The organism is Sphingomonas parva (ex Maeng et al. 2020) (assembly GCF_004564275.1).
In the GTDB taxonomy this organism is placed as follows: Bacteria; Pseudomonadota; Alphaproteobacteria; order Sphingomonadales; family Sphingomonadaceae; genus Allosphingosinicella; species Allosphingosinicella parva.
In genome coordinates this window covers 202,641-227,521 of record NZ_SPDV01000002.1, presented here as the reverse complement: position 1 = coordinate 227,521, position 24,881 = coordinate 202,641, and the positions used below count along the sequence as shown (strand labels likewise).

The following is a 24,881-nucleotide window of genomic DNA, read 5'->3' as shown; positions in this document are numbered from 1 at the left end:
TGTCCTGGCTGCCGGGCCGTCCCGGTCTTGAATCCCCATCAAGGGGGCGGGAACGTGGTCGCCGCCCGTCCGCTCTAGCAGGCCGCGAGCGTTTCAACGCCCGAACGCCGGCCGCGAGAGCCCGCACCGGCGCTTCTATGCCCGCGGCAGCCGCCACTCGACCCGCAGGCCCGGCGCGTTGTCGAGAAAGCGAAGCTCCGAGCGATGATGACCGGCGACGGCGGCAACGAAGGCGAGACCCAGGCCGAAACCCGGAGTCCCCTCGCCCCCCGGGGCGCGGAAGAAGCGCTCGGCGAGCTTGTCTCTCAATCCCGCCGGTACGCCGGCGCCGTCGTCGGCCACCGTCAGGAGGACATCGCCGCCGACAGTCGTTGCCGAGACCGAGATCCTGCGCCCGGCGGACACGTATTTGACGGCGTTGTCGAGCAGATTGCTGACCGCCTGGAACAGCAGATGGCGATCGCCGGAGACGATGAGGCCGGAGCCGATCGCCGTGTCGACCGTCAGCGCCTTGCCTTCCGTGGCGGGCTCGTGGAGATCGACGGCGTCGCGGAGCAGCGCCCCGATGTCCACGGGCGCGGCCTGCTCGGCATGGCGGCGTGCCTCGATCCGGGAGATGCGCAGCACCGAATCGAAGATCGCACCCAGCCGTGCCGTTTCCCCGATCGCCCGCGACAGGCGCTCTTCGGGCCGATCGGCCTCGAGATCGAGGAGCTCCGCGCGCAGCCGCGACAGCGGCGTTCGAAGCTCGTGCGCGACGCTGTCCGAGACCCGCTGGATCGCCTCGATCGACGCTTCCAGCCGGTCAAGCATCGCGTTGAGGGTTAAGGCGAGCGTATCGAAATCGTCGTTGCTGCCGGTCACCGGCACGCGCTGCGACAGATCCCCCTCGATCACCTGGCGTGCGGCCGAGGACACCGCTTCGATGCGCTTGCCGATCGCTCGGCTCATCAGCATGCCGCCGACGATGGAGAGCAGGACCAGCGCGGGCAGCAGCCAGGCCGCGGTGTTGGCGATGCCTTCCTCGAGCTCCTCGAGATCCTCGATATCGCGGCCGATCAGCAGGCGCGTGCCGTCGGGAAGGACCTGATCGAGGACCATCGCCTCATATTCATCCTCATTGCCCTCCCGCGACACATCGGCCTCGATCCGCAGCCATTTTCCGGTGCGCACGCTCGGCCAGCTCGGCAGGTTGGCGACCACGGTCTGGCCGCCCGGCGCGAGCAGGGCGTGGTAGGCCAGCCGCGGTGCGGGCGCGGCGGCGCGTCTCTCCAGCGCGGCCGCCAGAGCCTCGGTGCCGGAACGCGCCTGAAGGGCGGCGAGGCTGTCCCCTTCCTCGCGCAGGCCGGCTTCGACACGCTCGAGCGGGCCCCGGATCGCGCTCCAGTAATAGACGCCGGCAAGCACGCCGACCGACGCGGTGAACAGCACGCCATAGATGACGGCGAGGCGGAAGGAGAGGCTTCGGAACAGCTTCACGGGCGCGCGATCATGTAGCCGGCGCCCCGCACGGTCTGGATCGCGGGCTGGTCGAAGCCCTGGTCCAGCTTCTGGCGAAGCCGGCTGACATGCTGATCGATGATGTTGGTCTGGGGATCGAAATGATAGTCCCAGACGTGTTCGAGCAGCATCGACCGGGTCACCACGCGGCCGGCGTGGCGGGCAAGGAATTCGACGATCCTGAACTCTCGGTCGGTCAGCGCGATCGCGGCGCCCGCCCGCGAGACGCTGCGGGCGAGAAGATCGACGACGAGATCGCCGACCTCGATCCTGGTCGGCTCGGCCCGCGCCGGGCCACGGCGCGAGAGCACCTCGACCCGCGCCAGCAGCTCCTGCATCGAGAACGGCTTGGGCAGGTAATCGTCGGCGCCGGCGCGCAGGCCCTTCACCCGTTCATCGGTCTCGCCGAGCGCGCTCAGCACCAGCACCGGCGTCTGATCCTCCATCGCCCGGATCGTCTGGAGGATCCTGAGGCCATCGATCCCGGGCAGCATGCGATCGAGCACGATCACGTCGTAGCTCTCGCTCGATGCCTCGATCAGGCCCGCCTTGCCGTCGGCGCGATGCTCGACGACGTGCCCCGCCTCGCCGAGGCCCTTGGCGATGAACGACGCCAGCCGCTCGTCATCCTCGATCAGCAGAACGTGCATCGGCCCTCCAGCCCCCGTCATCGGCGGAACCGCGCAGCGCGTCCACCTTCCACGCGCACGCCTCCGTGCACATTGCGAAGATCAAATGTTCCGGCAAGCCGCAGGCGATCCGACAGCTTTAGTCCCGTCTCCGGAAGCTGGAAACACAGGATGAACCCATCGCCGTCGATCGGCACGAACGGTTACCGCGAAAGCTGCGGCGCCGTCACGCTGGCGGCGGTGGCGCTCTTCGCCTGGGCGAGCCGCCGAGCGGCACCGCCCGAGGAGCCTTCGCATCGACCCGTCTCCGCGGATCGCAAGCCAGGAGAAAGACCATGAGAAAGACCACGACCGTCGCCGCCATCGTCGCGATCGGAATCAGCACCACCCTCTTCGCCGCTCCGGCCTCGGCCGATCGCGCGCCCACGGCAGACGAGCGCGCCGCGGTCGAGCGCGTGCTGCGGGCCGGCGGGTACGTCAGCTGGGAAGAGATCGAGCTGGACGACGACGGCCCCCGCTGGGAGGTGGACGATGCGCGCGCCCAGGACGGCCGCCGCTTCGACATCAAGATCGATCCGAAGTCGATGCGGATCATCCGCGCCCAGCTGGATCGCGACTGATGCCGGCCAGCGGTCGTCAAGGAGCGGCGGCATGATCTGGTGGATGGTGTCTCTCGCCGCGGCGGGCGCCGCGATCGTCCTCGGTGCGGCACTGGTCCGCCGGATGATCGACCACGTGTTCCGCGCGTTCGGCGCGGCGGGCGACTAGACGAGCCTAGGCGTCGCGCCGCCGCGCGGGATTGCCGACCACGGTGACGCCCGCGGAAACGTCGCGGGTGACGACGCTGCCGGCGCCGACGATCGCATCGTCACCGATGGTGATGCCCGGCAGAAGGATCGCGCCGCCACCGATCCAGACATTGCGTCCGATCACGATCGGGCGACCCCATTCGGCCCCGGTCGCGCGCTCGGCCGGGTCGCGCGGATGGTCGGCGGTGAGGATCTGGACGCCCGGGCCGATCTGGGTTCCGTCGCCGATCGTCACCGCGACGACGTCGAGGATGACGCAGTTGAAGTTGAGGAAGACGTCGCGGCCGAGCCGGATGTTGTAGCCATAGTCGCAGTGAAACGGCGGCCGGATCATTGCACCGGGGCCGACCTTGCCCAGCCCCTCGCGAAGCAGCGCATCCCGCTCGGCCCGCGGCAGGGTGCGCGAGACGTTGAACCGCGCCATCCAGGCCGCGGCGCGCGCCTGGTCCGCGACCAGCTCCGCATCGCCGGCGCGATAAGCCGCACCGGCGAGCATCTTCTGCTTCTCGGAACGTTCGTCCATCCCTCGTCTCCCAACTGTCCGCACCCGGACACGGCCGTCCGGCGCCGGACGTCACGACGGCCGCTCCCATACGCGGAGCGGCTCGGTTCACAAGGCCCGGCTTGCCTGGGCGGCGGTTCTGCGCCACCCGGAGCCGATGAAGACGCTGACCCTCGCCCTTGCGCTCGCATTCGCGGCCGATGCCGCGCCCCCGCTGCCGGCCGACGCCCCGTTCCGGGAGGAGATCGCCCGCTTTGCCGAGATCGACGCGATCCAGACTCCGCCCGCGTGCCCGGTGCTGTTCGTCGGCTCCTCCTCGATCCGTCTGTGGACGTCGCTCCGCGAGGACATGGCGCCCCTGCCGGTCATCAACCGCGGCTTCGGCGGATCGACAATCCCGCAGGCCAATCTCCACTTCGACCGGATCGTGACGCCGTACCGGCCGCGGGCGATCGTGGTCTATTCCGGCGAGAACGACATCGACTCGGGCGCCTCACCCGCGCAGACGGTCGCCGCCTTCGAGCAGTTCCTGGCGCTGAAGGACGCGCGACTGGGCGACACGCCCGTCTTCTACATCGCGGCCAAGCCGTCGCGGCTGCGCATCGCGCAGCTGCCGAAGCAGGCGGAGCTCAACCGCGCCGTCGCAGCGCTGGCAACGAAACGAAAGGACCTTCGCTTCATCGATATCGTGCCGGCGATGCTCGAAGGGGGTGCACGAGACCTGTACGTCGCGGACGGCCTGCACATGGCGCCGGCCGGCTATGCGATCTGGCGCGACAAGGTGACGGCCGCCTTGAACGCGGCGGGGATTCCGAAGCGGCGCTGCCGATAACGACGCCCGTCTCACGAGCGATGCCGTACCGTTCGCATCTCGCGCGTGTCGGGCCGGTGCAGGCGATGGTCGCGGTAGATGGCGTTGAGGCAGGCGTTGGTCGACTGGGCGCGGCCGATCGCCGCGGCGCCGCTGCCGTCGTCCGCGCGGGTGACGGCCTGCCAGAAGCCGTCATAGGGCCAGCGCTCGCCGCCGCCGGTCGCGTAGAGGAAGGCGAGGACGAAGCGGAGCATGTGGGCCGGGCGCAACGGCGTCCGCTCCGCATCGCGCGCCGCTTCCTCGAGGGCGGCAAGCGCCTTCCGCTTCAGTTGCTCGGACGAGAATCGCATGCGCGCGATGTGGAACATATAATGAACATCGCGCAAGCCGGTAGATTGACGAGGCGGCGGCTTGAGGCGGCTTGCACCGCCCGGTCCAGGTCCGGTGCCTAAGAGCACGATTTCGCGTGACTCGTGCGGCAGCGATGGTGCCGAAGCGATTCACGGTTGCCGGGGAGGGCACCATCCGCAAGTCTGGCGTGACCTCGTTTCCGGATGGAGATCGCATGCGCCTCGGGATTGCCGCCGCCTTTCTGCTTGCCGCCCCGACGGCCGCGCCCGCCGCTGCCGAGGAGCGCGCCTTCGCCGCCGCCCTGCGCGACTTTCGCGCAGTGCATCGCGCCGAGACGCAGAAAGCGGGGATCGTCGGGAGCAGCTTCTATCTGCTTCGCGACGGCCGCACCGTCGCCGCCGACCATCTCGGCGAGCAGGATGCCGAACGGCACGTTCCGGTCGATGCGCGCACGATCTACCATTGGGCGTCGATCACCAAGACGATGACGGGAATCGCGATCATGCAGCTGCGCGACCGCGGCCTGCTGACGCTCGACGACCCGATCGTCCGCTACGTTCCCGAGCTCCGGCGCGTGCACAATCCGTTCGGCGACACCGGCGCGATCACTCTGCGCCAGCTGATGAGCCACAGCGCCGGCTTCGCCGGCCCGACGTGGCGCTGGCGCGACCGCGACTGGCAGCCGTTCGAGCCGGCCGGCTGGGACCAGCTCGTCGCGATGCTGCCCTATAGCGAGGTGCAGTTCCGCCCCGGATCGCGCTTCAGCTATTCGAATCCCGGCATCGTCTACCTCGGCCAGGTGATCGAGCGGCTCTCGGGCGAGGATTTCGAGGTCTATGTCGACAAGAACATCCTGAAGCCGCTCGGCATGCACGCCAGCTATTTCGACCGGACACCCCCGCACCTGCTGCCCCATCGCGCCCACAGTTACTACATTCGCGACGGCAAGAGGGTGGCGGCACCGTTCGATGCGGACACCGGCGTGACCGTCTCCAACGGCGGGCTGAACGCGCCGATGCCGGACATGGCGCGCTACCTCGCCTTCCTGCTCGGCGACCCTGCGCGAAGCGCCGAATACGATTTGGTGCTGAAACGATCGTCGCTCGAGGAGATGTGGCGGCCGCAGATCCCGGCGGGCGAGGACTTCACCCAGGGCCGCATGGCCGAGACGACGCAGAGCGGCCTTTCCTTCTTCATCGACCAGGCGGGGCCGGTCCGCTTCGTCGGCCACAATGGCGACCAGAACGGCTTCCGCGCCTATCTCAGCCTCTGTCCGGACCAGAAAGCCGGCAGCCTGCTCGCGTTCAACACCGAGACCAAAGGCGTCGAGAACAGCCCTGCCAATCGCGAGACGGCGGAAAGCCGCATCGCGCTGGCGACCGGCAGGCTATGCGAGGCGCTGGCGCGCTGACCGCGCCCGCGCGGCGATCAGCTCTCCGCCGGACGCAAGAAGGTGCGGTTGCCGGCGTGGGCGTCGATCGCGGCGCGACTGAACAGCATCGGCTGCATCTCGCCCCGGATCCAGGGCAGATATTGGTCGCGATAATGGGCTGAGCGCGGGTCGTTCGACTGGCCTGGGAGATTCAGCATCAGCGAATTGTCCCATGCGCCGACGTCGATCACCTGGAGATAGCTGGCGCCGCCGCTGACGTGCCAGCTCGGCGCGTCGCGCAGCCAGCGCGCCATAACGGTGAACGAATCGCCGCCCGATCCCTCACCCTCGATCGGCGGAAAGGCCGCGGCGATCGCCGGGATCCGCGAAAGCGGGTGCGCGATCCGCACCTGATGCAGCGTCCCCCACCGCCAGGCGGCCGGATCCGGGCCGAGCCGTTCGCGGGCGCCGTTCCACGCCGCCGCGAGCGCGGCGTCGAACAAGGCGTCGCGCGTCGTCGCGGGATCGGCGCCAAGCCGCGCGTCCGGCTTCGCCAGCAGGCCGAGCAGGACCGAAGGCGCGATCTCGTTGACCAGCTCCCGCGCCCGTTCCGGCACCAGCGCCGCGATCATGCGCTGGCCGAGCTCGCGCCACAGGATCTCGAACAGGGCAGCCGGGCCGCTGTCCGCATCGAGCCGCGCATCCCAGCCGCGCAGCATCGCGATCGCGGCCTCGGCCGAGGGCGAGCCCCGCGCCGGCAGCAGGGCCTGAAGCTGGCGCGCCGGCGTCGACAGCGTGTCATGCTGGAGCGCGACACTGTCGGCGAGGCTGTGCCGCGGCTGCGCCTCCAGCACATCGGCGACGCGCTGGTAGCGATAGGGATCGCGGAACGAGAAAGCGGGAATGCGGTCGCGGGGCCAATCGGCCGGCAGGTTGTTCTGGTTGGCCGAGGCGAACCAGCCCTTGGCCGGATTGTACTCGCTCGGCAGGGCGCGGAAGTCGCGCAGGCCGGTCCAGTCGTAGCGGCCGTCGCCCGGCACCGGCATCAGCCCCTCGCCCTTGCGGCGCACCGGCACGAAGCCGATCACCTGCCAGCCGTGGTTTCCGTCGACGTCGGCATAATGGAAGTTCGTCGGCGAAGGATGGAAGCGGAACGCCGCCTTCAGGCTCTCCCAGTCGCGCGCCAGGTTGATGGCGATCATCGCAAAGGCGCCGCTGGCGCCCGGCTGCAGCTCGACGACGGCGAGCGCCGTCGCCCGACGCCAGGACGGATCGTGGGAGAGGACCGGGCCGTGCACCGAAAAGCGCATCGTCGCCCGATGCGGCGGGCCGCCGCGGACCGGTATCGAGACCTCGGCCCGCTCGAACCGCTTCCAAGCGCCGCCGTGACGGTAGAGCTCCGGGTCGCTCGCATCGAGCTCGAGGACGAACAGATCCTCCTGATCGATGTGGAAATTGGTCCGGCCGAAGGCGAAGCGATCGGTATGGCCCTGCATGATGCCGGGCAGCCCCGGCGAGCCGGCGCCGATCACGTCCAGACCGGGGGCGCTGAGATGGGCGACGTGGCGCGGACCGAAACCGCCGATGCCGAGATGCGGATCATTGGCGAGGATCGGGCGGCCGGTGGCGCTGCGCGACGGCGCCACGGTCCAGGCGTTGCTGCCGGCATTGCCGCGGTCCTGCGCGGCGCTCGGCGGATCGTTGGGCTCCAGCGCGGGAACGATCGATCCGTACGGCAGGCTGCCCCTGCGCAGCACGCCGAGATCGGCGTCGCTCACCGCGGCGGCGTCGAGCCCCTCGGGGACGGCAAGCGGCCAGGCGGGTCGGAGCGGCGCCATGATCGCGTCGAGCTCGAGCAGCCCCATTCCCGCGAGCCGCGCGCGGCGGATCTCGTCCTCGATGCTTCCACCCTGAATGCCGCGGGAGAGGACCAGATCGCGCAGAGCCCATTTGAGCGGGCGAATTCCGAGGATCGAATATTCGAGCGGGAGCAGGGATGGATCGGCAAGGACCTCGTCGATGCGGGCATTGATGCCGGCGACATAGGCGCGCGCGCAGGCCAGCACGTCCGCCGGGACGCGGGCAAGCTCGGCGTCGAGATCGCCGCGAAAGTGGAACAATCGGGCGGTCGCGTCGTGCGGCGCGAACTCGGCGCCGAAGGCCTCGGCGAGCCGGCCCGTTTCGCGCCGGTGCGAGAGATCGAGCTGAAACAGGCGGTCCCGCGCGACGACATAGCCCTGGCCGAAGAAGGCATCCGGGATCGACCGCGCGCGGATGTGCGGAACGCCCCAGGGATCGTCGACGATCTCGAGCGGGGCGGACAGGCCGGCGGCGCGCACCTGCCGCGCCTGGCGTCCCAGATCCGCGGTGCGGCACCCGGCCGAGGAGAGGGCCAGCGCGGCGGCGGAACCGAGCAGAAAGGAGCGGCGGTCGAGCATCGGCAAACGTCCATGTCGATGGCGGCTCAGGCGGAGGCCCGATCCGCGCTGCTGTGCGGCCGACCAGGTCCTTCGGACAAGGCCGATCCGGAGGGACGGGCCACACAGCGGCAGCCGCCCGGCGCACCAGCTTCCGATGAACGCCAAGCCACTGACGACAGGTGACACCCCTCCCGACGATGCTGACTTAGCGAGGCCCGCGCGCCTGCGTCACATGGCAAAGGCTCGCCCCGCCATAGGCACAAGCTATGGTCATGCCATAATCTCCGTCTATGGCCCAGCAAAGCAATGGAACCCCGTGCGCAATTGACGCTGCTCGGCGGTGCCCGGCACCATCGGGGGAAGCCCGTATCAATCGGCACTCAAGATGCCTAAGCGGGCGTGACAGGTCCAACCGCACCTGCCAGTTTCGCAGGGCGTCAGGGCATCTAGGGGGTTCATATGATCAGCCAGTCGACAGTCGGATTCCGCAAAGCGCCTTTCCTCGCGATCTCCGGCCTGGCCGCGCTCGCCATGGCGAGCGCCGCGTCGGCCCAGACCACGCCGTCCGACGATGCGGCAGCGACCGAGGTTGCGACCGCGCAGACCACCGACGCGCAGCCCGCCGGCGCGCGGACCGACGAGAACATCGTCGTCACCGGCACGCGCATCGCGCGCGACGGCTTCCAGGCGCCGACGCCGCTGCAGGTGCTGAACGAGGACGACATCGAGAATTCCTCGCCGACCAACAACATCGCGGACTTCGTCAACCAGCTGCCCGCGCTTGCCGCATCGATCCGCCCCTCGAACTCGCGCCTCGAGCTCAGCAACGGCCAGGCCGGCATCAACGCGCTCAACCTGCGCAGCCTGGGTACGGTCCGCACGCTCGTGCTGGTCAACGGCCGCCGCTCGGTCGGATCGACCGCCAACGGCATCGTCGACGTCAACACGATCCCCCAGTCGCTGGTCAACCGCGTCGAGGTGGTTACCGGCGGCGCTTCGGCGGCCTACGGCTCGGACGCGGTCGCCGGCGTGACCAACTTCATCCTCAACACCGAATATGAGGGGCTCAAGCTGGAGGCCGATTCCGGGATCACCCAGCGGGGCGACGGCTTCAACTATTCGGCGTCGCTGACCGGCGGCATCAAGTTCGCCGACGGCCGCGCCCGCCTGATCGTGGCGGGCGAGATCGCCCACACCGACGGAATCTTCGAGGTCGGCCAGGATCGCGGCTGGAACCATACCGGCTTCGTTCGCATCCAGAACCCGGCCTGGCCGGCAAACCCGTCCGCGCCGAGGTATCTGATCCGCACCGAGGTGGGCCAGGCCAACTCGACGCCCGGCGGCCTCATCACCGCCTCCACCGGCGGTCTCACCAATCGCCTGTGCGGGACCTATTTCGGCCAGGGCGGATCGGTGAACAGGTATCAATATGGCGCCTTGACCTTCCCCTCGCCGACCTGTGCGCCGACCACCCCCGCCAATGCGAGCAGCCCGTCGCTCAACCAGGGCGGCGACTGGCGGATCAACGACACGGGCCGCCGCATCGGCCTCATCCCCGAGGAAGACCGCCACGGCGTGTTCGCCCGGCTGAGCTTCGACGTCACCGACGGCATCAGGCTCTTCGCCGAAGGGTCGTACAACCGGCAGGAAACCCTGTTCAACGCCGGTCCGAACCTGATGACCGGCCTGTCGATCGCCGCCTCGAACTGCGGCTCGGGCGCGACCGCCCCGACGACCTGCAATGCGTTCCTCTACCAGACGCTCGGCCCGGCGCAGCTTGCCGGCATCACCGGGGTCACGCTGGCCACCAGCGGCGCCGACCTGCCGTTCCGCGGTTCGAACAACGAGCGCGAGGTGCAGCGCTACCTGATCGGCGCCGAAGGCGATTTCGAGGCCTTCGGAAAGTCGGCGCGCTGGGACGTCTATGGGCAATACGGCCGCGCCGACCTGCACGAGCAGCTGATCAACATCCAGCAGACCACGCGGCGCGGCAACGCGCTCAACGCGGTCTTCGCGCCGGCCGGCAACCCCGCCGGCCTGCCGGTCGGATCGATCCAGTGCGCGATCAACGTCGATGCGACCACGGCCAATGACGATCCCGCCTGCCGGCCGCTGAATCTGTTCGGCCTCGGCGTCGCCGATCCCGCCGCGATCGACTACATCCTTGGCGACCCCTATCGCGACCAACTGCTCGAGCAGACGGTGGTCGGCGCCAACCTGTCGCTGACGCCGTTCGCCACCTGGGCCGGCGACGTCAGCGTCGCCGTCGGCGCGGAGTATCGCAAGGAGGAGATCGACGGATTCGTTCCGGAAGAATTCCAGCCGATCTTCAACCCGACGACCGGCGCCTCGACGAGCGTCTGGTCGGTCGGCAACTACCGCCCGAGCAAGGGCAGCTACGACGTCAAGGAAGCCTATCTCGAGACGGTCGTTCCGCTCGGCTTCGGTCTCGAGTTCAACGGCGCGATCCGCGGCACCGATTACTCGACCTCGGGGTTCGTCACGACCTGGAAGGCCGGCGCGACCTGGCAGCCGGTCGACGACATCCTGATCCGCGTGAACCGGTCGCGCGACATCCGGGCGCCGAACCTCAACGAGCTGTACCAGGCGGGCACCGCCAACACCTCGACGGTGACGAACCCCTTCTTCCCTGGAGCGGGACCCGGCACCGGCACCTATGGCGCCAACATCGCCTACCTCGGGACGATCACCGGAAACCTGAACCTGCGGCCCGAGAAAGCGGATTCGTGGAACATCGGCGGCGTACTCGCGCCGCGCTTCCTGCCCGGCTTCAGCGCGTCGGTCGACTACTGGCGCGTCAAGGTGAAGGACGCGATCGACAGCCTCAGCGCCGACGACATCGTCAATCGCTGCTTCGAGGGGCTGGCCGACTTCTGCGCGGCGATCACCCCCGATCCGAACGTTCCGAACCGCGTCCTGATCGCGCGCCAGCCGGTCAATTTCTCGAGCATCCTGATGCGGGGTCTCGACTTCGAAGCGGCCTATCGGGCGCGCCTCGGCAACGGGACCTTCGGCATCCGCGGCCTGGCGACGCGTTACATCGAGAACACCGTCACCACCGGCGTGCCCGGCTTCCAGCCGCTCAACTCGGTCGGAACGCTTGGTGTCGGCACCGGCACGCAATCGATCACGCCCAAGTGGATCTATCGGGTCAGCGCCACCTACGACACCGACGATTACTCGCTGACCGGCGTAGCCCGCGGCGTCGGTGACGGCCGGTACGACGCCACCGGCATCGAGTGCGGCAATTCCTGCCCGATCTCGACCAACCAGTTCCCGACGTACGAGGACAACAGCATCGGCGGCGCGACCTATTTCGACCTGAATGCGACGTTCAAGTTCGACGCGTTCGGAGGCCGCAACGGCGAGTTCTTCATCAACGTGACCAACCTGCTGGACAGCGATCCCATCCTCCTGCCGGAGACGGGCCTCGCCGCGAACAGCACCTACAGCGATCTCCTCGGCCGCAGCTTCCGCTTCGGCGTGCGGATGAAGCTGAAGTAAGAGACGCCGCGCGCAGGCGCGACGGTGATGGCCGGGTCGTCGCCCCCAGCGACGGCCCGGCCATCTTCTTTCCGGCCAAGGCCGGCGACTTGACGCCGGCGGCGCAGCCGTCGAGCGTGCCCGCGACGGGCGGAGGGACAAGGGCCGATGCAGGCAGACGTGCGTGACTGAGCAGGTGGACGCGCCGCCGGCGATCCGGCCCGGCATCGGCCGCCAGGCGCTGTACGTCCTGCTCGGCTTCTCGGCCGGTCTCCCCTTCTACATGTTCTCGACCGTCCTCTCGCTGCGCCTCCAGGCGCACGAGGTGGGGCTGGTGGTGATCGGCTTCTTCGCCTGGGTGCAGCTCCTTCCGACCTTCAAGTTCGTCTGGGCGCCGCTGCTCGACCGCTACCAGGTGCCGGGCTTCAGCCGCTTCTGGGGCAAGCGGCGCGGCTGGATCATGCTCTCGCAGCTCGGCATCTTCACCGCGATGGCGGCGATGGCGCTGACCGCCTCCGATTCCAATCTCCAGATCACCGCCCTGCTGGCGGTGCTGCTCGCCTTCTGGACGACGACCCTGGAGGTCGCGGCCGACGCCTGGCGGATCGAGCTGGCGCCGACGCAGGAGGAGCAGGGCCCGCTCGCGGCGGCCAATCTGTGGGGCTATCGCACGGCGATGGTGGCCGCCGGAAGCGGCGCCCTGCTCGTCGCGGACCAGCCGGGCTGGGGCTGGAGCGCGGCCTATATGGTCATCGCCGCGGCGGCGTTCCTCGCCTTTCCCCTGCTCGTCGCGCTGCCCCGCGATCCGGACACCCATGGCCGGCGAAGCGCAGCGCTGGGCGGCGGGCTGATCGCGAGCCTCGTCATCCTGGCGGTCTTCGCCGTCGCGACGGGGCTGATCGGAGCGCTGCTGCTCGGCGCCGCCGCGGGCGCGGGAATGAGCGCCGAGACCAACGTCACGCCTTATGTGCTGGTGGCCTGCATGCTGCCCTTCCTGGCGATGGCGGCGGCGCTGCCCAGGATCCGCGGCCTGCCGCCGACCTCCCGCGCCCGCCGGTCGGCCGCGATCGGACCCTATGTCGATTTCTTCTGGCGCTATGGCGCCATGGCCCTCGCCCTGCTCGCCTTCGTCTCGATCTACCGGATGGGCGACGTGCTGGCGCTCAACCTCTCGAAGCCGATGATCAAGCAGCTCGGCTATTCGCTGACCGAGATCGGGCGGGCCGATTCCTACGTGGCGCTGATCGCCAGTATCGTCGGCGTCGGGCTCGGCGGCTGGATGGCGGCGCGCTGGCCGCAGGCGCTGACGCTGACCATCGGCGCCTCGTTCGCCGCCTTTGGCAATTTCGGCTTCGTCTGGCTCGCCCACCAGCCGGTCGACGAGGCGCTGCTCTACATCGCGACCGCCGCCGACCAGTTCGGCAACGGCATGGCAGGGACGATCTTCGTCGTCTATCTGTCGCTGCTGGTGAACCCGCGCTATCCGGGTGCGCAATACGCCTTCCTCTCCGGCTTCGCCTTCCTGCTGCCCCGCCTGCTGTCGGGCGCCGGGGGCGCGATGGTCGAGAGCTTCGACCGGGCCGGCTATCGCGGTTTCGACCTGTTCTTCATCCTGTCCGGCGTGCTGAGCCTCGCCGCGCTGCTGTTCCTGCCGCTGATCGCGCGGGCCCGGCCACGCCCGAGCGACATGCCCGAGGAGAGTGACTCGTGACCATCGACGATGCCTTCGCACCGGCGAGGCAGGCCGTGGACGAAGGAAGGATCCCCGGCGCGGCGCTTGGCGTGGTCCGCGCCGACGGGAGCAGCGCCGTGCGCTTCGCCGGCATGGCGGCGCTGCTGCCGGACCGCGAGCCGCTGACCGAGGGCCACTGGTTCGACCTCGCCTCGGTCTCCAAGGTGATCGCCACCACGACGATGGTCCTCAGCCTGGCCGAGCAGGGCCGGATCGATCTCGACCGACCGCTGACCGACGCTATCCCCGACCTCCGGCAATATGACATCGGCGGCGCCGCCGAGCGCCGGCTGACCTTCCGCGACTGTCTCGCCCACCGCACCTTCCTGCCCGCGGTCGAGCCAATCTATACGTATGGCGGCGATCCCGACCGTCTCCGCGCCTTCGTGCTGCAGCGCGCGTGGCGCCATGGCCCCCCGGTCTATTCGGACATCAACTTCATCCTGCTCGGCATCGCCATCGAGCGGGTGACGGGCCGGCCGTTATCGGATTGGCCGCTCGGCCCCGAGCTCGGCTATGGGCCTCCGCCGGGCCCGGCCGTCGCCACCGAAGCCTGCTCGTGGCGCGGCCGGGTGATGAAGGGTGAGGTCCACGACGAGAACGCCTGGGCACTGGGCGGCGCGCCGGGTCACGCCGGTCTGTTCGGTACCGTCGCCGGGGTACTCGGCTTCGCTCGCGGGCTGCTCGACGGCAGCGGCGCGCCGGCGGACAGGCTCCATGCGATCCGCACCCCGGTCCACGAGCACCGCACCTGCGGCTGGGAGCGGCGCTTCGAGGGCTGGCACGGGGGCGACGCCTGCTCCGCCGACACGATCGGCCACACCGGCTTCACCGGCACCGGCCTCTGGGTCGACTTCGGACGCGGTCTCGCCTGGACGCTGCTCACCAATCGCGTTCACCCGACCCGCCACCGCGAGACCGGCATCGCCGAGCTCCGCCGCGCAACCGGCAATGCCGTCGCGGCCGCCTTCGCCTAATTCTCGGCGGCGATCAGCTCGAGAGCGGCGTCAATCGCCCGGGTCGCCGCGACGTCCTCGGGCACGTCGTTGGCGAAGGAGGAGAAAGTGAGCGTCCGCCCGCTGTTCGCGACCAGATAGCCGGACAGCGCATTGGTGGCGTTGATCGAGCCGGTCTTGGCGAAGATCTTCCCTTCGAGCGCGGTACCGCGGAAGCGGCGGGCGAGGGTGCCGTCGACGCCGCCGACCGGCAGGGTCGCGCGCCAGCGTCCGCCCCAGGGCTGGGCGGAGATCCAGCGCAGCAGGCCGACGACGGCCCGCGGCGCCATGCGATTGTAGGTGGACATGCCGGAACCGTCCGAGAGGTCCCATCCTGTGCGAGGCGCGCCGGCCCGCTCCATCATCGCACCGACCGCCGCCACGCCGTCGGGGATCGAACCGGTTCCGTTCACCAGCCCGAGCCGCCGCATCATCAGCTCCGCATGGAGATTCTGGCTCTCCTTGTTGATCCTGACGAGGTCCTGCTCGAGCGGCGACGGGGTAAGCTCGGCGAGCGGCTCCGGCCGCGGCGGCCGCGGCGGCGGCGCACCGTTGCGATGCTTCGGATCGTCCGCGGCGCCGACCGGCCGGTGCCGGACGTCCACCTTGCCGGCGACGCGCACGCCGCGGGCCTCGAGCAGCGACCTGAGACGCCACGCCGCGAAATGCGCCGGATCATCCACGCCGACCCGCAAGGTCTCCGCGGCAGCATCGGCACCGATCGTGCCGGAGAGGCGCAGCAGCCGGCTTCCCGGCATGCGGTCCACGCTGAGATTGCTCGCCCCGCCGGCGACGGTCACGGCCCGATTGTCCACATCGTAATACGGCAGCAGCTCGAGGCGCGGTGGGCCGGCCATGGCGCCGGGGACGATACGGATCGCCAGCTCGTTGTCGTCGACGGTCAGCGCCGAGATGCCGGTGCCGTAGCGGCTGACGATGTTGTTCCAGCTCATCCCCGGGCTCCAGCGCTGGTCCGGGAAGAGGCTGTCGTCGCCGATCACGTCGTCCACCCGCCTGGTCGCGGCGGCCACGGCGTCGGCGAGGGCGGCGAGGCAGTTCGACGCGCAATCCGCCGCGCTCGACAGGCGGGCATCGCCATGGCCGGTCAGCACCACGTCCGGATCGCCGCGCCCCGGGCGCTCCAGCCGCACCGACGCGCCGCCGCTGCGATCCGGCTGGTCCAGCCCGTCGAGCGTCGCGAAAGCGGCGGCGGTGGTGAAGATCTTGGTATTCGAAGCCGGAATGAAGCGCTCGTCCGGGTTGATCGCAACCAGCTCCCGCCCGCTCTCGTCGGTGACGAGCAGGCCGAAACGAAGGCCCGGACCAGATTCCGCGAGGCGCGCCTCGACGCGCTGACGAAGTGGCTGCTGGGACAGCGCGGGCGAGGCGGCCGCCACGAGAAGCAGGAGGGCGAGGCGCGCCGAGCGGCCGGTTCTTGTCATGGGCGGGAAGTATCTCCGGCAGGTGGGGGAGCGAACACCGCGGGGTTCGAATCGGGAGGTCGGCGAAGCGCCGCCTCGTCGAGCTCGCCTTCCCAGCGCGCAACCGTGGTCGCGACGGTCAGATTGGCGCTGGCGCTCGGCACCGTCCGGGTCATGTCGAGCAGGCGGTCGAACGGCAGCACGAAGCCGACGACCAGCGCGGTCTGCTCCGGCGGCACGCCGACCGCGGAGAGAACCGCCGCGAGCATGAACAGCGATGCGGAGGGCACCGGCGCGGTGCCGAACGCGGCCAGCGCCCCGGTGAGCAGCACCAGGAAATAGACCGTCGGCGTCAGCGGCGTGCCGAATGCCTGAAGGCTGAACATGCTGAGCAGGCCGACGTACATCGCGGTGCCGTCCTTGCCGATGCTGGCGCCGAGCGGCAGCACGGTCGAATAGACGGCCCGGCCGACACCGAGATTCTGCTCGGCGACGCGCATCGCGACGGGCAGGGTCGCGGAGCTCGACGCGGTCGAGAAGGCGACGACGAGCGCGTCGACGATGCCGCGGAAGAAGCGCCCGACCGGCACCCGCGCGAGCAGCTTCAGGATCAGGCTGTGGACCAGCAGGATCTGGACGACCGAGCCGAGCACGACCGCGAGCGCGAGCCAGCCGACGTTGACGAACACCTTCGCGCCATTCGCCGCGACCGCGACCGAGATCAGGGCGAAGACTCCGAACGGCGTGGCTTCCATGACGATGCCGACGATCTTCAGCAGCACGGCCGAGGCGGACTGGAGCAGCCCGGCGAGCGGGCGCCCGGCCTCTCCGGCGACGAGCGTACCGACGCCGAGCAGGATCGCGACGAAGATGATCGCGAGCATGTCGCCCCTGGCGAGCGCATCGAAGATGTTCGTCGGAATGATGCCGATCAGCTGGTCATAGGGCGTCGGCGGCGTGCCGATCTCCTTTGCGGTGGCGGTGCCCAGAGGCGCGGCGATTCCGGGACGAACCAGAGCGGCGACCGCCATTCCGACCGAGACGGCGATCGCCGTCGTCACCGCGAACAGGCCGATGGTCCGCGCGCCGAGGCCGCCGATCCTCCTGGGATCACCGAGCGCCGTGATCCCGGAGGCGATCGTCACGAGGACGATCGGCACGACCAGCATGCGAATCGCCCGCACGAAGAGATCGCCGAGAAACTGCACGGCCGGAGTCGCTTCGGGCCACAGCGCGGCGAAGACGAGGCCGAGCGCCAGGGCGCCGAGAACCCGCTTCCACAGCGGGATCGCGAACCAAGAACCGAGTGCGCTCACGGGCAGGTGCCGGCGGGAGGAGTCTGGGCGAGCGCACGCCCGGCGGCAGCGCCGGTGAGCGCGCCCCCGTCGACCGCCAGGACGCCATTCACGACGACGCTGCGCACGCCCTGGGCAAGGAGCGTCGGCTGCTCATAGGTGGCCCGCGCAGCAAAGCTCCCCGGATCGAAGACAACGATATCTGCGAACGCGCCCTGAGCGAGGCGGCCACGCCCGGCAAGCCCGAAGGTCTCGGCGGTCAGCGTGCTGCTGCGGTGGATGAAATCACGCAGGCTCAGCACCTTCCTGCGCACGACATATTCGGAATATTTGCGGGCGAAGCTGCCGTAGGCACGCGGATGGCCGGTGGAGGCGTCGGATCCGGTCATCACCCAGGGACGGCGCATGAACGCGGCGATGTCCGCCTCGGTCTGGTTGAACGAGGCCACGGCCGGGTCCTTGACCCGGATCACGGCCACCGCCGCGGCGACCGGATCCTCGCCTCGCGCACTCGCCACCGCGGCCAGGGTCCTGCCCTTGTGCTCGCCCTCGGTGATCAGCAGCTGATCCGCGCCCCCGCGGCGCCGGAGGTTCTCGATCATGCCCTGCCGGATCCGCGTCATCTCCGCCGCATCGTCGAACCGCCGGAGCATCGCCGACCGGCCGCCGTCCTGCGCCCAGACCGGCACCAGCGAGGCGACCAGGCTCGTGCCCGATGCGGACCAGGGATATTGGTCCGCAGTCACTTTCTGCCCGGCGCGGCGCGCGCGCTCGACCATCGCGATGATCGCCGGCGCCTGGCCGTGCACGTCCACTCCGAGCGCCTTGATATGGGAGATGTTGAGCGGGAGATGGGCTTCGCGCCCGACACCGAGCGCCTCGTCGACCGCGGCGGCAAGCCCGATGCTGTAGGAGGATTCGTCGCGCAGGTGACTGTCGTAGACGCCGCCGCGAATTCCCGCCTCGCGCGCCAGCGCGACGATCTCCTCCTTCGCGGCGAAGCTTTGCGGGGCGTAGAAGAGGCCGGTCGAGAAACCCAGGGCACCATCGCACATCGCCCCGGCGACGAGGCCCTTCATCCGCGCCAGCTCGTCTGCGGACGGCGCGCGGTCCCCTTCCCCGATGACGCGCTTGCGCACCGGGTCGAGGCCGACATAGGTCGCGTAGTTGATCCCGACCGGCTTCGTCGCCGCGCGGCCGAGCACGCCCGCCACGTCCGGATCCCCGCCCCCGTCATTGCCGATGAAGGCGGTGGTCACCCCCTGCATCAGGAAGCCGGGAATGAGGCGAACAGCCGCGTCGTCGGAGGCCAGCTGCGCGCCCGCATGGGTATGCGGATCGATGAAGCCCGGGGCGACGATCAACCCGCCCGCCTCGATGGTCCTGCGTGCCGGCAGCGAGAGACGCCGGCCGACCGCCACGATCCTGTCTCCGGAGACGGCGACGTCGCCGACGAAGGGCGCGCCCGATCCGGGGTAGATCGTGCCGCCGCGAATGAGCAGGTCGATCGGCTGGGGGGGCTTGGCGGCTCCCAGGCACAACGCGCCCAGGGTGGTCAACAAAACCGCATGCCGCACTCTCATCGCGTTCCCCAGAAGCCTTTCGCGGGCGGGACGAGGAAACCGCCTTCATCCCGAACTCCGCCGTCGCGATCCTGCGCGAGCCAGACCGGCCCGTCCAGATCGACGAAGTCCGACATCGCCGCCACGTGCAGGGCGGGTGCGATCGAAAGCGACGAGCTCACCATGCAGCCCGTCATCAGCCCGAGCCCGGCTTCGCGCGCGCCGCGGGCAAGGCGGAGGCCCGCGGTCAGTCCACCGCTCTTGTCCAGCTTCACGTTGACGACCTGATAGCGGGCGGCGATCGTCGCAAGATCGTCCTCGGTGTGAACGGACTCGTCCGCGCAGATCGGCACCGCCGGCTGGAAGCCCTCGAGCCAGGCATCAGCCCCCGCCGGCAGCGGCTGCTCGAGCAGATCGACCCGGCAATCGAGCAGGATTTGCTGCATTCGCTCGACCAAGGCGCGATCCCAGCTTTCGTTGGGATCGACGATCAGCCGCGCATTCGGGGCGGCGTCCCGCACGGCGCGGATCTGCCCTTCCGGCGCGACCCCGTCGACCTTTACCTTGAGGAGCGGCGCATCGGCGACCGCCGCCGCCGCGGCAGCCATGGCCTCAGGCGTATCGATCACGATCGTCAGAGCGCTCGCGAGCGGCGCCAGCGCCGGGGCGCCGATCATGGCGGCGACGCTCGTGTCCTGCTGCCGCGCCTCGAGATCCCACAGGGCGCAATCGAGAGCATTGCGTGCGGCGCCGGCCGGCATGGCGGTGAGCAGCGCCTCGCGATCGCCGCCTGCCTCGATCAACGGGCGAACTTCGTCGATCGCCGCCAGAGTGCTTTCCACGCTTTCGCCGTAACGGGCATAGGGGACGCTCTCTCCGCGACCGATGATGCCGTCCTCCTCGATCGTCACCGTGACGACGTCCGCGGCGACCTTGACGCCGCGGGCGATCCGGAACGGCCGGCTCAGTAGGAAGATATCGTGCTGGGCGTGGAGGCTTCGCATAGCAGCCGATCGATGATGGACTCGACGCCGAGCGCGATCGGGTCGGTACAGGGAAGGCCGAGCCTGTCCTCGGTGGCGGCGCAGAGCCGCAGCGCGTCGTCCCGTTCGATGCCCGACGTATTGAGGCAGATCCCGACGCCGCGAACCTCCGCGCTGGTCAACCGCGCCGCCTCGAGATTGCGGGCAAGGCATTCGGCGAGATCCGGCAGGGCGCGGCCCGGAATGCCGCGCATGTGCGGGCGACCCGGCTCGTGGCAGAGGACAAGTGCTTCGGGCTGGGCTCCGTGAAGCAGGCCGAGCGACACGCCGGCAAAGGAGGGGTGGAAGAGCGAGCCCTGCCCCTCGATCAGATCCCAGCCGCCGTCCTCGCGCGCCGGCGCCAGCGCCTCGATCGCCCCGGAAATGAAATCGGCGACGACCGCATCGACGGGAACGCCCGCGCCCGCGACCAGGATGCCGGTCTGTCCGGTGGCGCGGAAATCGGCGGCGACGCCCCGCTCCCGCAGCCCGCGGGTGAGCGCCAGAGTGGCGTACATCTTGCCGACCGAGCAATCGGTGCCGACGGTGAGCAACCGCCGGCCGGCGCGCGGATAGCCCTTGCCGACCGAGAGATGGGCGGGCGGATCGCGCACGTCGAACAGCTGGAGACCGCGCGCGCTGGCGAGCTCGGCCAGGCGCGGCTGATCGCGCAGCCGCTCGTGCAGGCCGGCAGCGACGTTCATGCCGGCTTCGAGCGCCGCGGCGGCGTCTTCGATGAGATCGGCGGGAAGCCTGCCGCCGGCGCCGGCGATGCCGAGCACCAGCGTCCGCGCGCCCGCCGCAGCCGCTTCGGCCATGCTCATCCGCGGCAGCCCGAGCGTCTGCGGACAATCGTCGTGCCGGAACTCGCCGACGCAGTCGTCGCGGCGAAAGGCCGCGATGCCGCGCGACGTCTTTATTCCAAGCGCGTCGGCACTGCTGCCGAGATAAAGAAGAAAGGGTGCCGGTATCATTGGAAGGGAGCCTATCGGCGCAGCGCTCCCCTCACGAATAGCGAGTAATCCTGCTCCCATAGCCTCGCGTTATGGAGCGTCGAGCACCTGCGCCAAGGTCTTGAGGAAGTCGTTCGCAAGCGCACCGGGCGGTCGATTGATCAGGAACATGGCGTGGATGTCGAAGGCGACGCGTGGCTTGAGCGGCCGCATCGACAGGCCGGGGCCGAGCGCCGACTGGGCGGTGAAGCTGTCGACGACCGTCATTCCGACTCCCTGCCGGACGAGCGCGCTGGCGATGTAGAAGGTGCGGGCCCAGACCACTTCGTCGAGCTCGATCTCGAGCCGCTGGAGCTCCTGGGTGAAGAGCTGCCCGATCGGGCCGCTCGCCGCGAGGCTGATGAACTTGCGGCCGCGCAGCCGCTCGAGCTCGATGCTCGGCGGCGCATCGGGCATGTCCTCCTCGCGATAGAGGACGACCAGCTCGCCCTCGCCGAGCCAGCGGTTGGCGATCGGCGCGGCGGGCGGCACCTGGTAGGCAACGGCGATGTCCGTCTCCCGTTCGTAGAGCTTGCGCAGCAGATCGTCGTGATGGACGGTCTGCAGGTCGAACTTCACGTCGGCGTGGCTCTGCAGGAACCGGGAGACCGCGGTCGGGATTGCGTCGAGCGCGATCGACGGCAGCGCTGACACGCGCAGGATGCCGTCGACTCCGCGACGCAGGTTGCGCGCGGCCTCCCGCAGGGCATGCACCCGGTCCTGGATCTCGCTCACTTCGTTGAACAGGGTGTGGGCGTCATGGGTGGGCACGAGGCCGCCATTGGTGCGCTGGAACAGCTGGAAGCCGAGCAGGGTCTCGGCGTGGCGGAGCATCTTCGAGACCGAGGGCTGGGAAACGTTGAGCGCGCGGGCGGCGGCGCTGACCGACCCGTTGACGTAGACGGCGTGAAATATCTCGATGTGACGAAGGTTCATGCCCGCGAGACTAGAGCCGGATCGCCGCCGGCGGAAGCACTCGCGCGCCTATCCCGCTTCCTTCTCCACCGCCTTGGTCCGTGCCAGCAGGATCGCGCCGTCGAGGGAATCCCCGAGCGGCTCGCTGACCCGCTCGCGGATGCTCGCCGCGAGCCAGTCGCGCATGCGCGCGGCGACGCCGCCCATCAAACAGCAGCTCGGCGCACCGCGATCGAGCAGGGTTCGGATCAGCCGGTCGAGACGCCGGGCGGCGGCCTGAACGATGGGCTCCGCCACCGCATCGCCCTCGGCCGCCCGATCCATGACCATCGGCGCGAAGGCGGCGTAATCGGTCGGGGTCGCGCTGGCGGTCCAGTCGACGATCTCGCCGGCCGAGCCGTGGAAGAGGGCGAGCACCTCGTCGGTCATCGGGCTCGGCGCGATCCGGCCGTCGCGGGCCCAGAGCGCCTGGCGGACCGCACGCAAACCGAGATCGGCCCCGCTCCCCTCGTCGGAGACGGGGAAGCCGTAGCCGCCGATCGTGAACACCTCTTCCCCAACCCGCGCGAAGCCGATGCTGCCGGTGCCGACGATCACGATCGCGCCGTTTTCGCCGGCGTGTGCGCCGAGATTGGCAATGGCCGCGTCGCTCGCGAAAGCGATCGAGCGAAACGGAAAATCGTGCTCCTGAAGACCGGGCAGGACGCCCCGTCGGTTCAATCCGGCGATGCCGAGGCCGGCCCGTACCGACGCCAGATCGGCCTCACCAAGACCACCTTGTGTCATCGCCTCGCGCCAGGCGTGCTCGACCGCCTCGAGCGCGAGCGGCAGGCCGATGCGGGTGTTGGCGGGCCCTCCCTCGCCGGTTCCGAGGACCGTTCCTTCCGCAGTCACCAGGCGGGCCCGCGTATGCGTCCCGCCGGCATCTATGCCGAGGTATAGCTCCATGACACTCACGATCCTAACGCCTCGGCCCTGCTTCCCGGATTAGGAATGTAGCGCAACGCTGCCAAGAAAGTTCATAGCGGGCGCGCAACAGGAGCTTCGAACATGTCCACCGAGTCGATCAGCGCACGTTTTGCCGAGCTCGACCTCTGGCCGACACGAGACGCGGTGCAGGCGATGATGGAAGGCCAGCTCGCCGCTGCCGCGGCGGTGCAGTCGCAGGTCGGCGCGATTGCCGCCGCGGCCGACGCCGCGGCCGAACGGCTGCGCGGCGGCACCGGCCGGCTGATCTACGCCGGCGCCGGCACGTCCGGGCGGCTCGCCGTGCTCGACGGGGTGGAGCTCGCCCCCACCTACGACTGGGGCGGCGATCGGACGGCCTATGCGCTCGCCGGAGGGATGGAGGCGATGCTGGCGAGCGTCGAAGAGGCGGAAGACGACAGTGCTGCCGCGGAGGAGCAGATCAAGGGCCTGGGTGCGCGTACCGATGACGTCGTGATCGGCGTCGCGGCGAGCGGCCGCACCCTTTACACGGTGGCGGCGCTGCGGACCGCCGCGGCCGCGGGCGCCCTCACCATCGCGATCGCCAGCAATTCCGACACGCCGCTCCTCGAGGCGGCCGCGCATCCGATCCTGGTCGACACCGGCCCGGAGGTGGTGGCCGGCTCGACACGGATGAAGGCGGGCACCGCGCAGAAGATCGCGCTGAACCTGCTCTCCACGGCGGTGATGCTTCGGCTGGGCCGGATCTATCGCGGCGTGCTCGTCGACATGCGGCTTTCGAACCGCAAGCTGCGGGCGCGCGCCGCCACCATCGTCGGCCAGATCAGCGGCGTGGATGTGACGCGCGCGCAGGCGGCGCTGGAGCGCTCCGGGGGACGCATCAAGATCGCCGCGCTGATCGCGAGGGGCGTCGAGCCGGGCGCAGCGGAAGCGGCGCTGCGCGCCGCGGGCGGCGATCTGCGCATGGCGCTTGCCGAAAACGGGGCCGCAGCACGGTGACGCCGCCTTTCCCGAGAGGCAAGCTGGCGACGCCCGCGCTGATCGTCGACGTGGCCGCGCTCGAGCGCAACATCGCGGCGATGGCCGAATGGGCGCGGGCGAAACTGATCGCGCTGCGGCCGCACGCGAAGACCCACAAGTCCGGCGAGATCGCGCGGCGCCAGATCGCGTCCGGCGCGGTGGGCATCTGCTGCGCCAAGATCGGCGAGGCGGAGGCGCTCGCGGCCGAGGGCGTCGCCGACATATTGATCACCTCGCCGGTCGTCTCCGTCGCGGCGGTCGAACGGCTCGTGCGGCTGAACCAAGCAATCGAGCGCCTTGCCGTGGTGGTCGATCATCCCGCCAACGTCGACCGCCTGGCCGGAGCGCTGGGCGACGGACGGATGGACGTGCTCGTCGACATCGACACCGGCACCCACCGGACCGGAGTCACGTCACCGGAGGCGGCGGTGGCGCTTGCCCGGCGGATCGCCGGCTCCGACAGCCTCCGCTATCGCGGCGTGCAATTCTACTGCGGCTCGCTGCAGCACATCCGCTCGATCGATGCACGGCGCGCAGCGCTCGCGGAGCGCGCCGATTACCTACGCATCGTCCTAGACGCCCTGCGCAGCGCGGGCCTTGATCCGGGGGCGGTGACGGGGGGAGGCACCGGCAGCTTCGTCGTCGACGCCGAGCTCGGCGTGCTGAACGAGCTGCAGTGCGGCTCCTACGTCTTCATGGATCGGGAATATCGCGACTGCGAGGCCGTGGGCCCCGCGTTCGAGCAGGCCCTGTCGATCGCGACGCGGGTGGTCAGCGCCAATACGCCCGGACGCGTCACGATCGATGCCGGCCTGAAGGCGATGGCGACGGACGCAGGCCCGACCTGCGTGCTCAGCGGCGCGGATCCGGCCTCGGATTATCTGTTCATGGGCGACGAGCACGGCATGCTGGTCACCCCGGACGGCGGCGTCGATCCGGCGCTGGACCAGCTGATCATGCTCGTGCCGCCGCATTGCGACCCGACCGTCAACCTCTACGATCGTTTCACCCTGTGCGACGGCGACACGATCACCGGCTTCTGGCCGGTCTCTGCGCGAGGACGATCGAGTTAGAGCGACGG

The 24,881-nt window shown here is 69.8% G+C and carries 20 protein-coding genes; 8 read left to right on the top strand and 12 right to left on the bottom strand.

All coding sequences use genetic code 11. The annotated features are described in order from the left end of the window. Window positions 1-135 precede the first annotated feature (135 nt). Window positions 136-1,479, bottom strand: a complete 1,344-nt coding sequence (locus E2493_RS02245; RefSeq protein WP_135083281.1) for a sensor histidine kinase — start codon at window positions 1,477-1,479, stop codon at window positions 136-138. Then, on the bottom strand, window positions 1,476-2,150 hold the full coding sequence (locus E2493_RS02240) for a response regulator transcription factor (RefSeq protein ID WP_135083279.1): 675 nt from the start codon (window positions 2,148-2,150) through the stop codon (window positions 1,476-1,478). The genes E2493_RS02245 and E2493_RS02240 overlap by 4 nt, the downstream gene beginning before the upstream one ends. A gap of 314 nt (window positions 2,151-2,464) precedes the next feature. Between E2493_RS02240 and E2493_RS02235 the strand changes: the two genes are divergently transcribed. Then, window positions 2,465-2,749, top strand: coding sequence for a PepSY domain-containing protein (locus tag E2493_RS02235; RefSeq protein ID WP_135083277.1), 285 nt, complete (start codon window positions 2,465-2,467; stop codon window positions 2,747-2,749). Window positions 2,750-2,903: 154 nt separating this feature from the next. Here E2493_RS02235 and E2493_RS02230 read toward each other — a convergent pair whose 3' ends face one another. Continuing rightward, entirely contained in the window at window positions 2,904-3,461 is a 558-nt protein-coding gene (locus E2493_RS02230; RefSeq protein WP_135083275.1) for a sugar O-acetyltransferase, read from the bottom strand. 136 nt (window positions 3,462-3,597) lie between these two features. Between E2493_RS02230 and E2493_RS02225 the strand changes: the two genes are divergently transcribed. Then, complete coding sequence (locus E2493_RS02225; RefSeq protein WP_135083273.1) at window positions 3,598-4,272, top strand: GDSL-type esterase/lipase family protein; 675 nt, start codon at window positions 3,598-3,600, stop codon at window positions 4,270-4,272. Between the two features lie 11 nt (window positions 4,273-4,283). Here E2493_RS02225 and E2493_RS02220 read toward each other — a convergent pair whose 3' ends face one another. Beyond that, window positions 4,284-4,601, bottom strand: coding sequence for a hypothetical protein (locus tag E2493_RS02220; RefSeq protein WP_135083271.1), 318 nt, complete (start codon window positions 4,599-4,601; stop codon window positions 4,284-4,286). Window positions 4,602-4,816: 215 nt separating this feature from the next. On the opposite strand from E2493_RS02220, the gene E2493_RS02215 reads away from it, so the two are divergent. Continuing rightward, a complete protein-coding gene (locus tag E2493_RS02215; protein ID WP_135083269.1) occupies window positions 4,817-6,013 on the top strand; it encodes a serine hydrolase domain-containing protein in 1,197 nt (398 codons plus the stop codon). A 17-nt stretch (window positions 6,014-6,030) separates the two neighbouring features. Here E2493_RS02215 and E2493_RS02210 read toward each other — a convergent pair whose 3' ends face one another. Next, a complete protein-coding gene (locus tag E2493_RS02210) occupies window positions 6,031-8,412 on the bottom strand; it encodes a penicillin acylase family protein (protein ID WP_135083267.1) in 2,382 nt (793 codons plus the stop codon). A gap of 441 nt (window positions 8,413-8,853) precedes the next feature. Between E2493_RS02210 and E2493_RS02205 the strand changes: the two genes are divergently transcribed. The 3 genes from E2493_RS02205 to E2493_RS02195 all read left to right on the top strand — a co-directional run bounded on the left by E2493_RS02205 (window position 8,854) and on the right by E2493_RS02195 (window position 14,607). After that, entirely contained in the window at window positions 8,854-11,919 is a 3,066-nt protein-coding gene (locus tag E2493_RS02205) for a TonB-dependent receptor plug domain-containing protein (protein WP_135083265.1), read from the top strand. 163 nt (window positions 11,920-12,082) lie between these two features. Continuing rightward, window positions 12,083-13,609 (top strand): MFS transporter, encoded by a 1,527-nt coding sequence (locus tag E2493_RS02200; protein WP_225421087.1) that lies wholly within the window; start codon window positions 12,083-12,085, stop codon window positions 13,607-13,609. Next, window positions 13,606-14,607: a serine hydrolase domain-containing protein gene (locus E2493_RS02195; protein ID WP_135083263.1), complete on the top strand. Its 1,002-nt coding sequence runs from the start codon at window positions 13,606-13,608 to the stop codon at window positions 14,605-14,607. The genes E2493_RS02200 and E2493_RS02195 overlap by 4 nt, the downstream gene beginning before the upstream one ends. Here E2493_RS02195 and dacB read toward each other — a convergent pair. From dacB to E2493_RS02160, 7 genes are all read right to left on the bottom strand, one after another. Further along, entirely contained in the window at window positions 14,604-16,067 is a 1,464-nt protein-coding gene (gene dacB / locus E2493_RS02190) for a D-alanyl-D-alanine carboxypeptidase/D-alanyl-D-alanine endopeptidase (protein ID WP_135083261.1), read from the bottom strand. The two genes, E2493_RS02195 and dacB, sit on opposite strands and share 4 nt — an antisense overlap. After that, a complete protein-coding gene (locus E2493_RS02185; protein WP_135083259.1) occupies window positions 16,064-17,362 on the bottom strand; it encodes a dicarboxylate/amino acid:cation symporter in 1,299 nt (432 codons plus the stop codon). Before E2493_RS02185 ends, dacB begins: the two co-directional genes overlap by 4 nt. Next, window positions 17,359-18,900, bottom strand: coding sequence for an N-acyl-D-amino-acid deacylase family protein (locus E2493_RS02180; RefSeq protein ID WP_225421086.1), 1,542 nt, complete (start codon window positions 18,898-18,900; stop codon window positions 17,359-17,361). Before E2493_RS02180 ends, E2493_RS02185 begins: the two co-directional genes overlap by 4 nt. A 20-nt stretch (window positions 18,901-18,920) precedes the next feature. After that, window positions 18,921-19,907, bottom strand: coding sequence for an N-acetyl-D-Glu racemase DgcA (gene dgcA / locus E2493_RS02175; protein WP_135083256.1), 987 nt, complete (start codon window positions 19,905-19,907; stop codon window positions 18,921-18,923). Then, window positions 19,868-20,899 (bottom strand): N-acetyltransferase DgcN, encoded by a 1,032-nt coding sequence (gene dgcN / locus E2493_RS02170; protein ID WP_135083254.1) that lies wholly within the window; start codon window positions 20,897-20,899, stop codon window positions 19,868-19,870. The genes dgcA and dgcN overlap by 40 nt, the downstream gene beginning before the upstream one ends. 69 nt (window positions 20,900-20,968) lie before the next feature. Continuing rightward, the gene (locus E2493_RS02165) at window positions 20,969-21,853 is read right to left on the bottom strand and encodes a LysR family transcriptional regulator (RefSeq protein WP_135083251.1); all 885 of its coding nucleotides are present in this window, start codon (window positions 21,851-21,853) and stop codon (window positions 20,969-20,971) included. 48 nt (window positions 21,854-21,901) lie between these two features. Next, window positions 21,902-22,780, bottom strand: a complete 879-nt coding sequence (locus E2493_RS02160) for a BadF/BadG/BcrA/BcrD ATPase family protein (protein WP_135083249.1) — start codon at window positions 22,778-22,780, stop codon at window positions 21,902-21,904. 102 nt (window positions 22,781-22,882) lie between these two features. On the opposite strand from E2493_RS02160, the gene E2493_RS02155 reads away from it, so the two are divergent. Beyond that, window positions 22,883-23,779 carry an N-acetylmuramic acid 6-phosphate etherase gene (locus E2493_RS02155; protein WP_135083247.1) on the top strand — a complete coding sequence of 299 codons (897 nt, stop codon included), beginning with the start codon at window positions 22,883-22,885 and terminating at the stop codon, window positions 23,777-23,779. After that, complete coding sequence (locus tag E2493_RS02150; RefSeq protein WP_225421085.1) at window positions 23,776-24,873, top strand: DSD1 family PLP-dependent enzyme; 1,098 nt, start codon at window positions 23,776-23,778, stop codon at window positions 24,871-24,873. The genes E2493_RS02155 and E2493_RS02150 overlap by 4 nt, the downstream gene beginning before the upstream one ends. The last annotated feature ends 8 nt before the right edge of the window (window positions 24,874-24,881 follow it).

Bases quoted from the DNA above. Each gene is read 5' to 3' on its own strand.
- dgcA (WP_135083256.1), bottom strand. From the start codon at position 19,907: ATGCGAAGCCTCCACGCCCAGCACGATATCTTCCTACTGAGCCGGCCG.
- E2493_RS02235 (WP_135083277.1), top strand. From the start codon at position 2,465: ATGAGAAAGACCACGACCGTCGCCGCCATCGTCGCGATCGGAATCAGC.
- E2493_RS02215 (WP_135083269.1), top strand. From the start codon at position 4,817: ATGCGCCTCGGGATTGCCGCCGCCTTTCTGCTTGCCGCCCCGACGGCC.
- E2493_RS02205 (WP_135083265.1), top strand. From the start codon at position 8,854: ATGATCAGCCAGTCGACAGTCGGATTCCGCAAAGCGCCTTTCCTCGCG.
- E2493_RS02240 (WP_135083279.1), bottom strand. From the start codon at position 2,150: ATGCACGTTCTGCTGATCGAGGATGACGAGCGGCTGGCGTCGTTCATC.
- E2493_RS02220 (WP_135083271.1), bottom strand. From the start codon at position 4,601: ATGCGATTCTCGTCCGAGCAACTGAAGCGGAAGGCGCTTGCCGCCCTC.
- E2493_RS02210 (WP_135083267.1), bottom strand. From the start codon at position 8,412: ATGCTCGACCGCCGCTCCTTTCTGCTCGGTTCCGCCGCCGCGCTGGCC.
- E2493_RS02155 (WP_135083247.1), top strand. From the start codon at position 22,883: ATGTCCACCGAGTCGATCAGCGCACGTTTTGCCGAGCTCGACCTCTGG.
- E2493_RS02230 (WP_135083275.1), bottom strand. From the start codon at position 3,461: ATGGACGAACGTTCCGAGAAGCAGAAGATGCTCGCCGGTGCGGCTTAT.
- E2493_RS02165 (WP_135083251.1), bottom strand. From the start codon at position 21,853: ATGAACCTTCGTCACATCGAGATATTTCACGCCGTCTACGTCAACGGG.
- E2493_RS02160 (WP_135083249.1), bottom strand. From the start codon at position 22,780: ATGGAGCTATACCTCGGCATAGATGCCGGCGGGACGCATACGCGGGCC.
- dgcN (WP_135083254.1), bottom strand. From the start codon at position 20,899: ATGATACCGGCACCCTTTCTTCTTTATCTCGGCAGCAGTGCCGACGCG.
- E2493_RS02225 (WP_135083273.1), top strand. From the start codon at position 3,598: ATGAAGACGCTGACCCTCGCCCTTGCGCTCGCATTCGCGGCCGATGCC.
- dacB (WP_135083261.1), bottom strand. From the start codon at position 16,067: ATGACAAGAACCGGCCGCTCGGCGCGCCTCGCCCTCCTGCTTCTCGTG.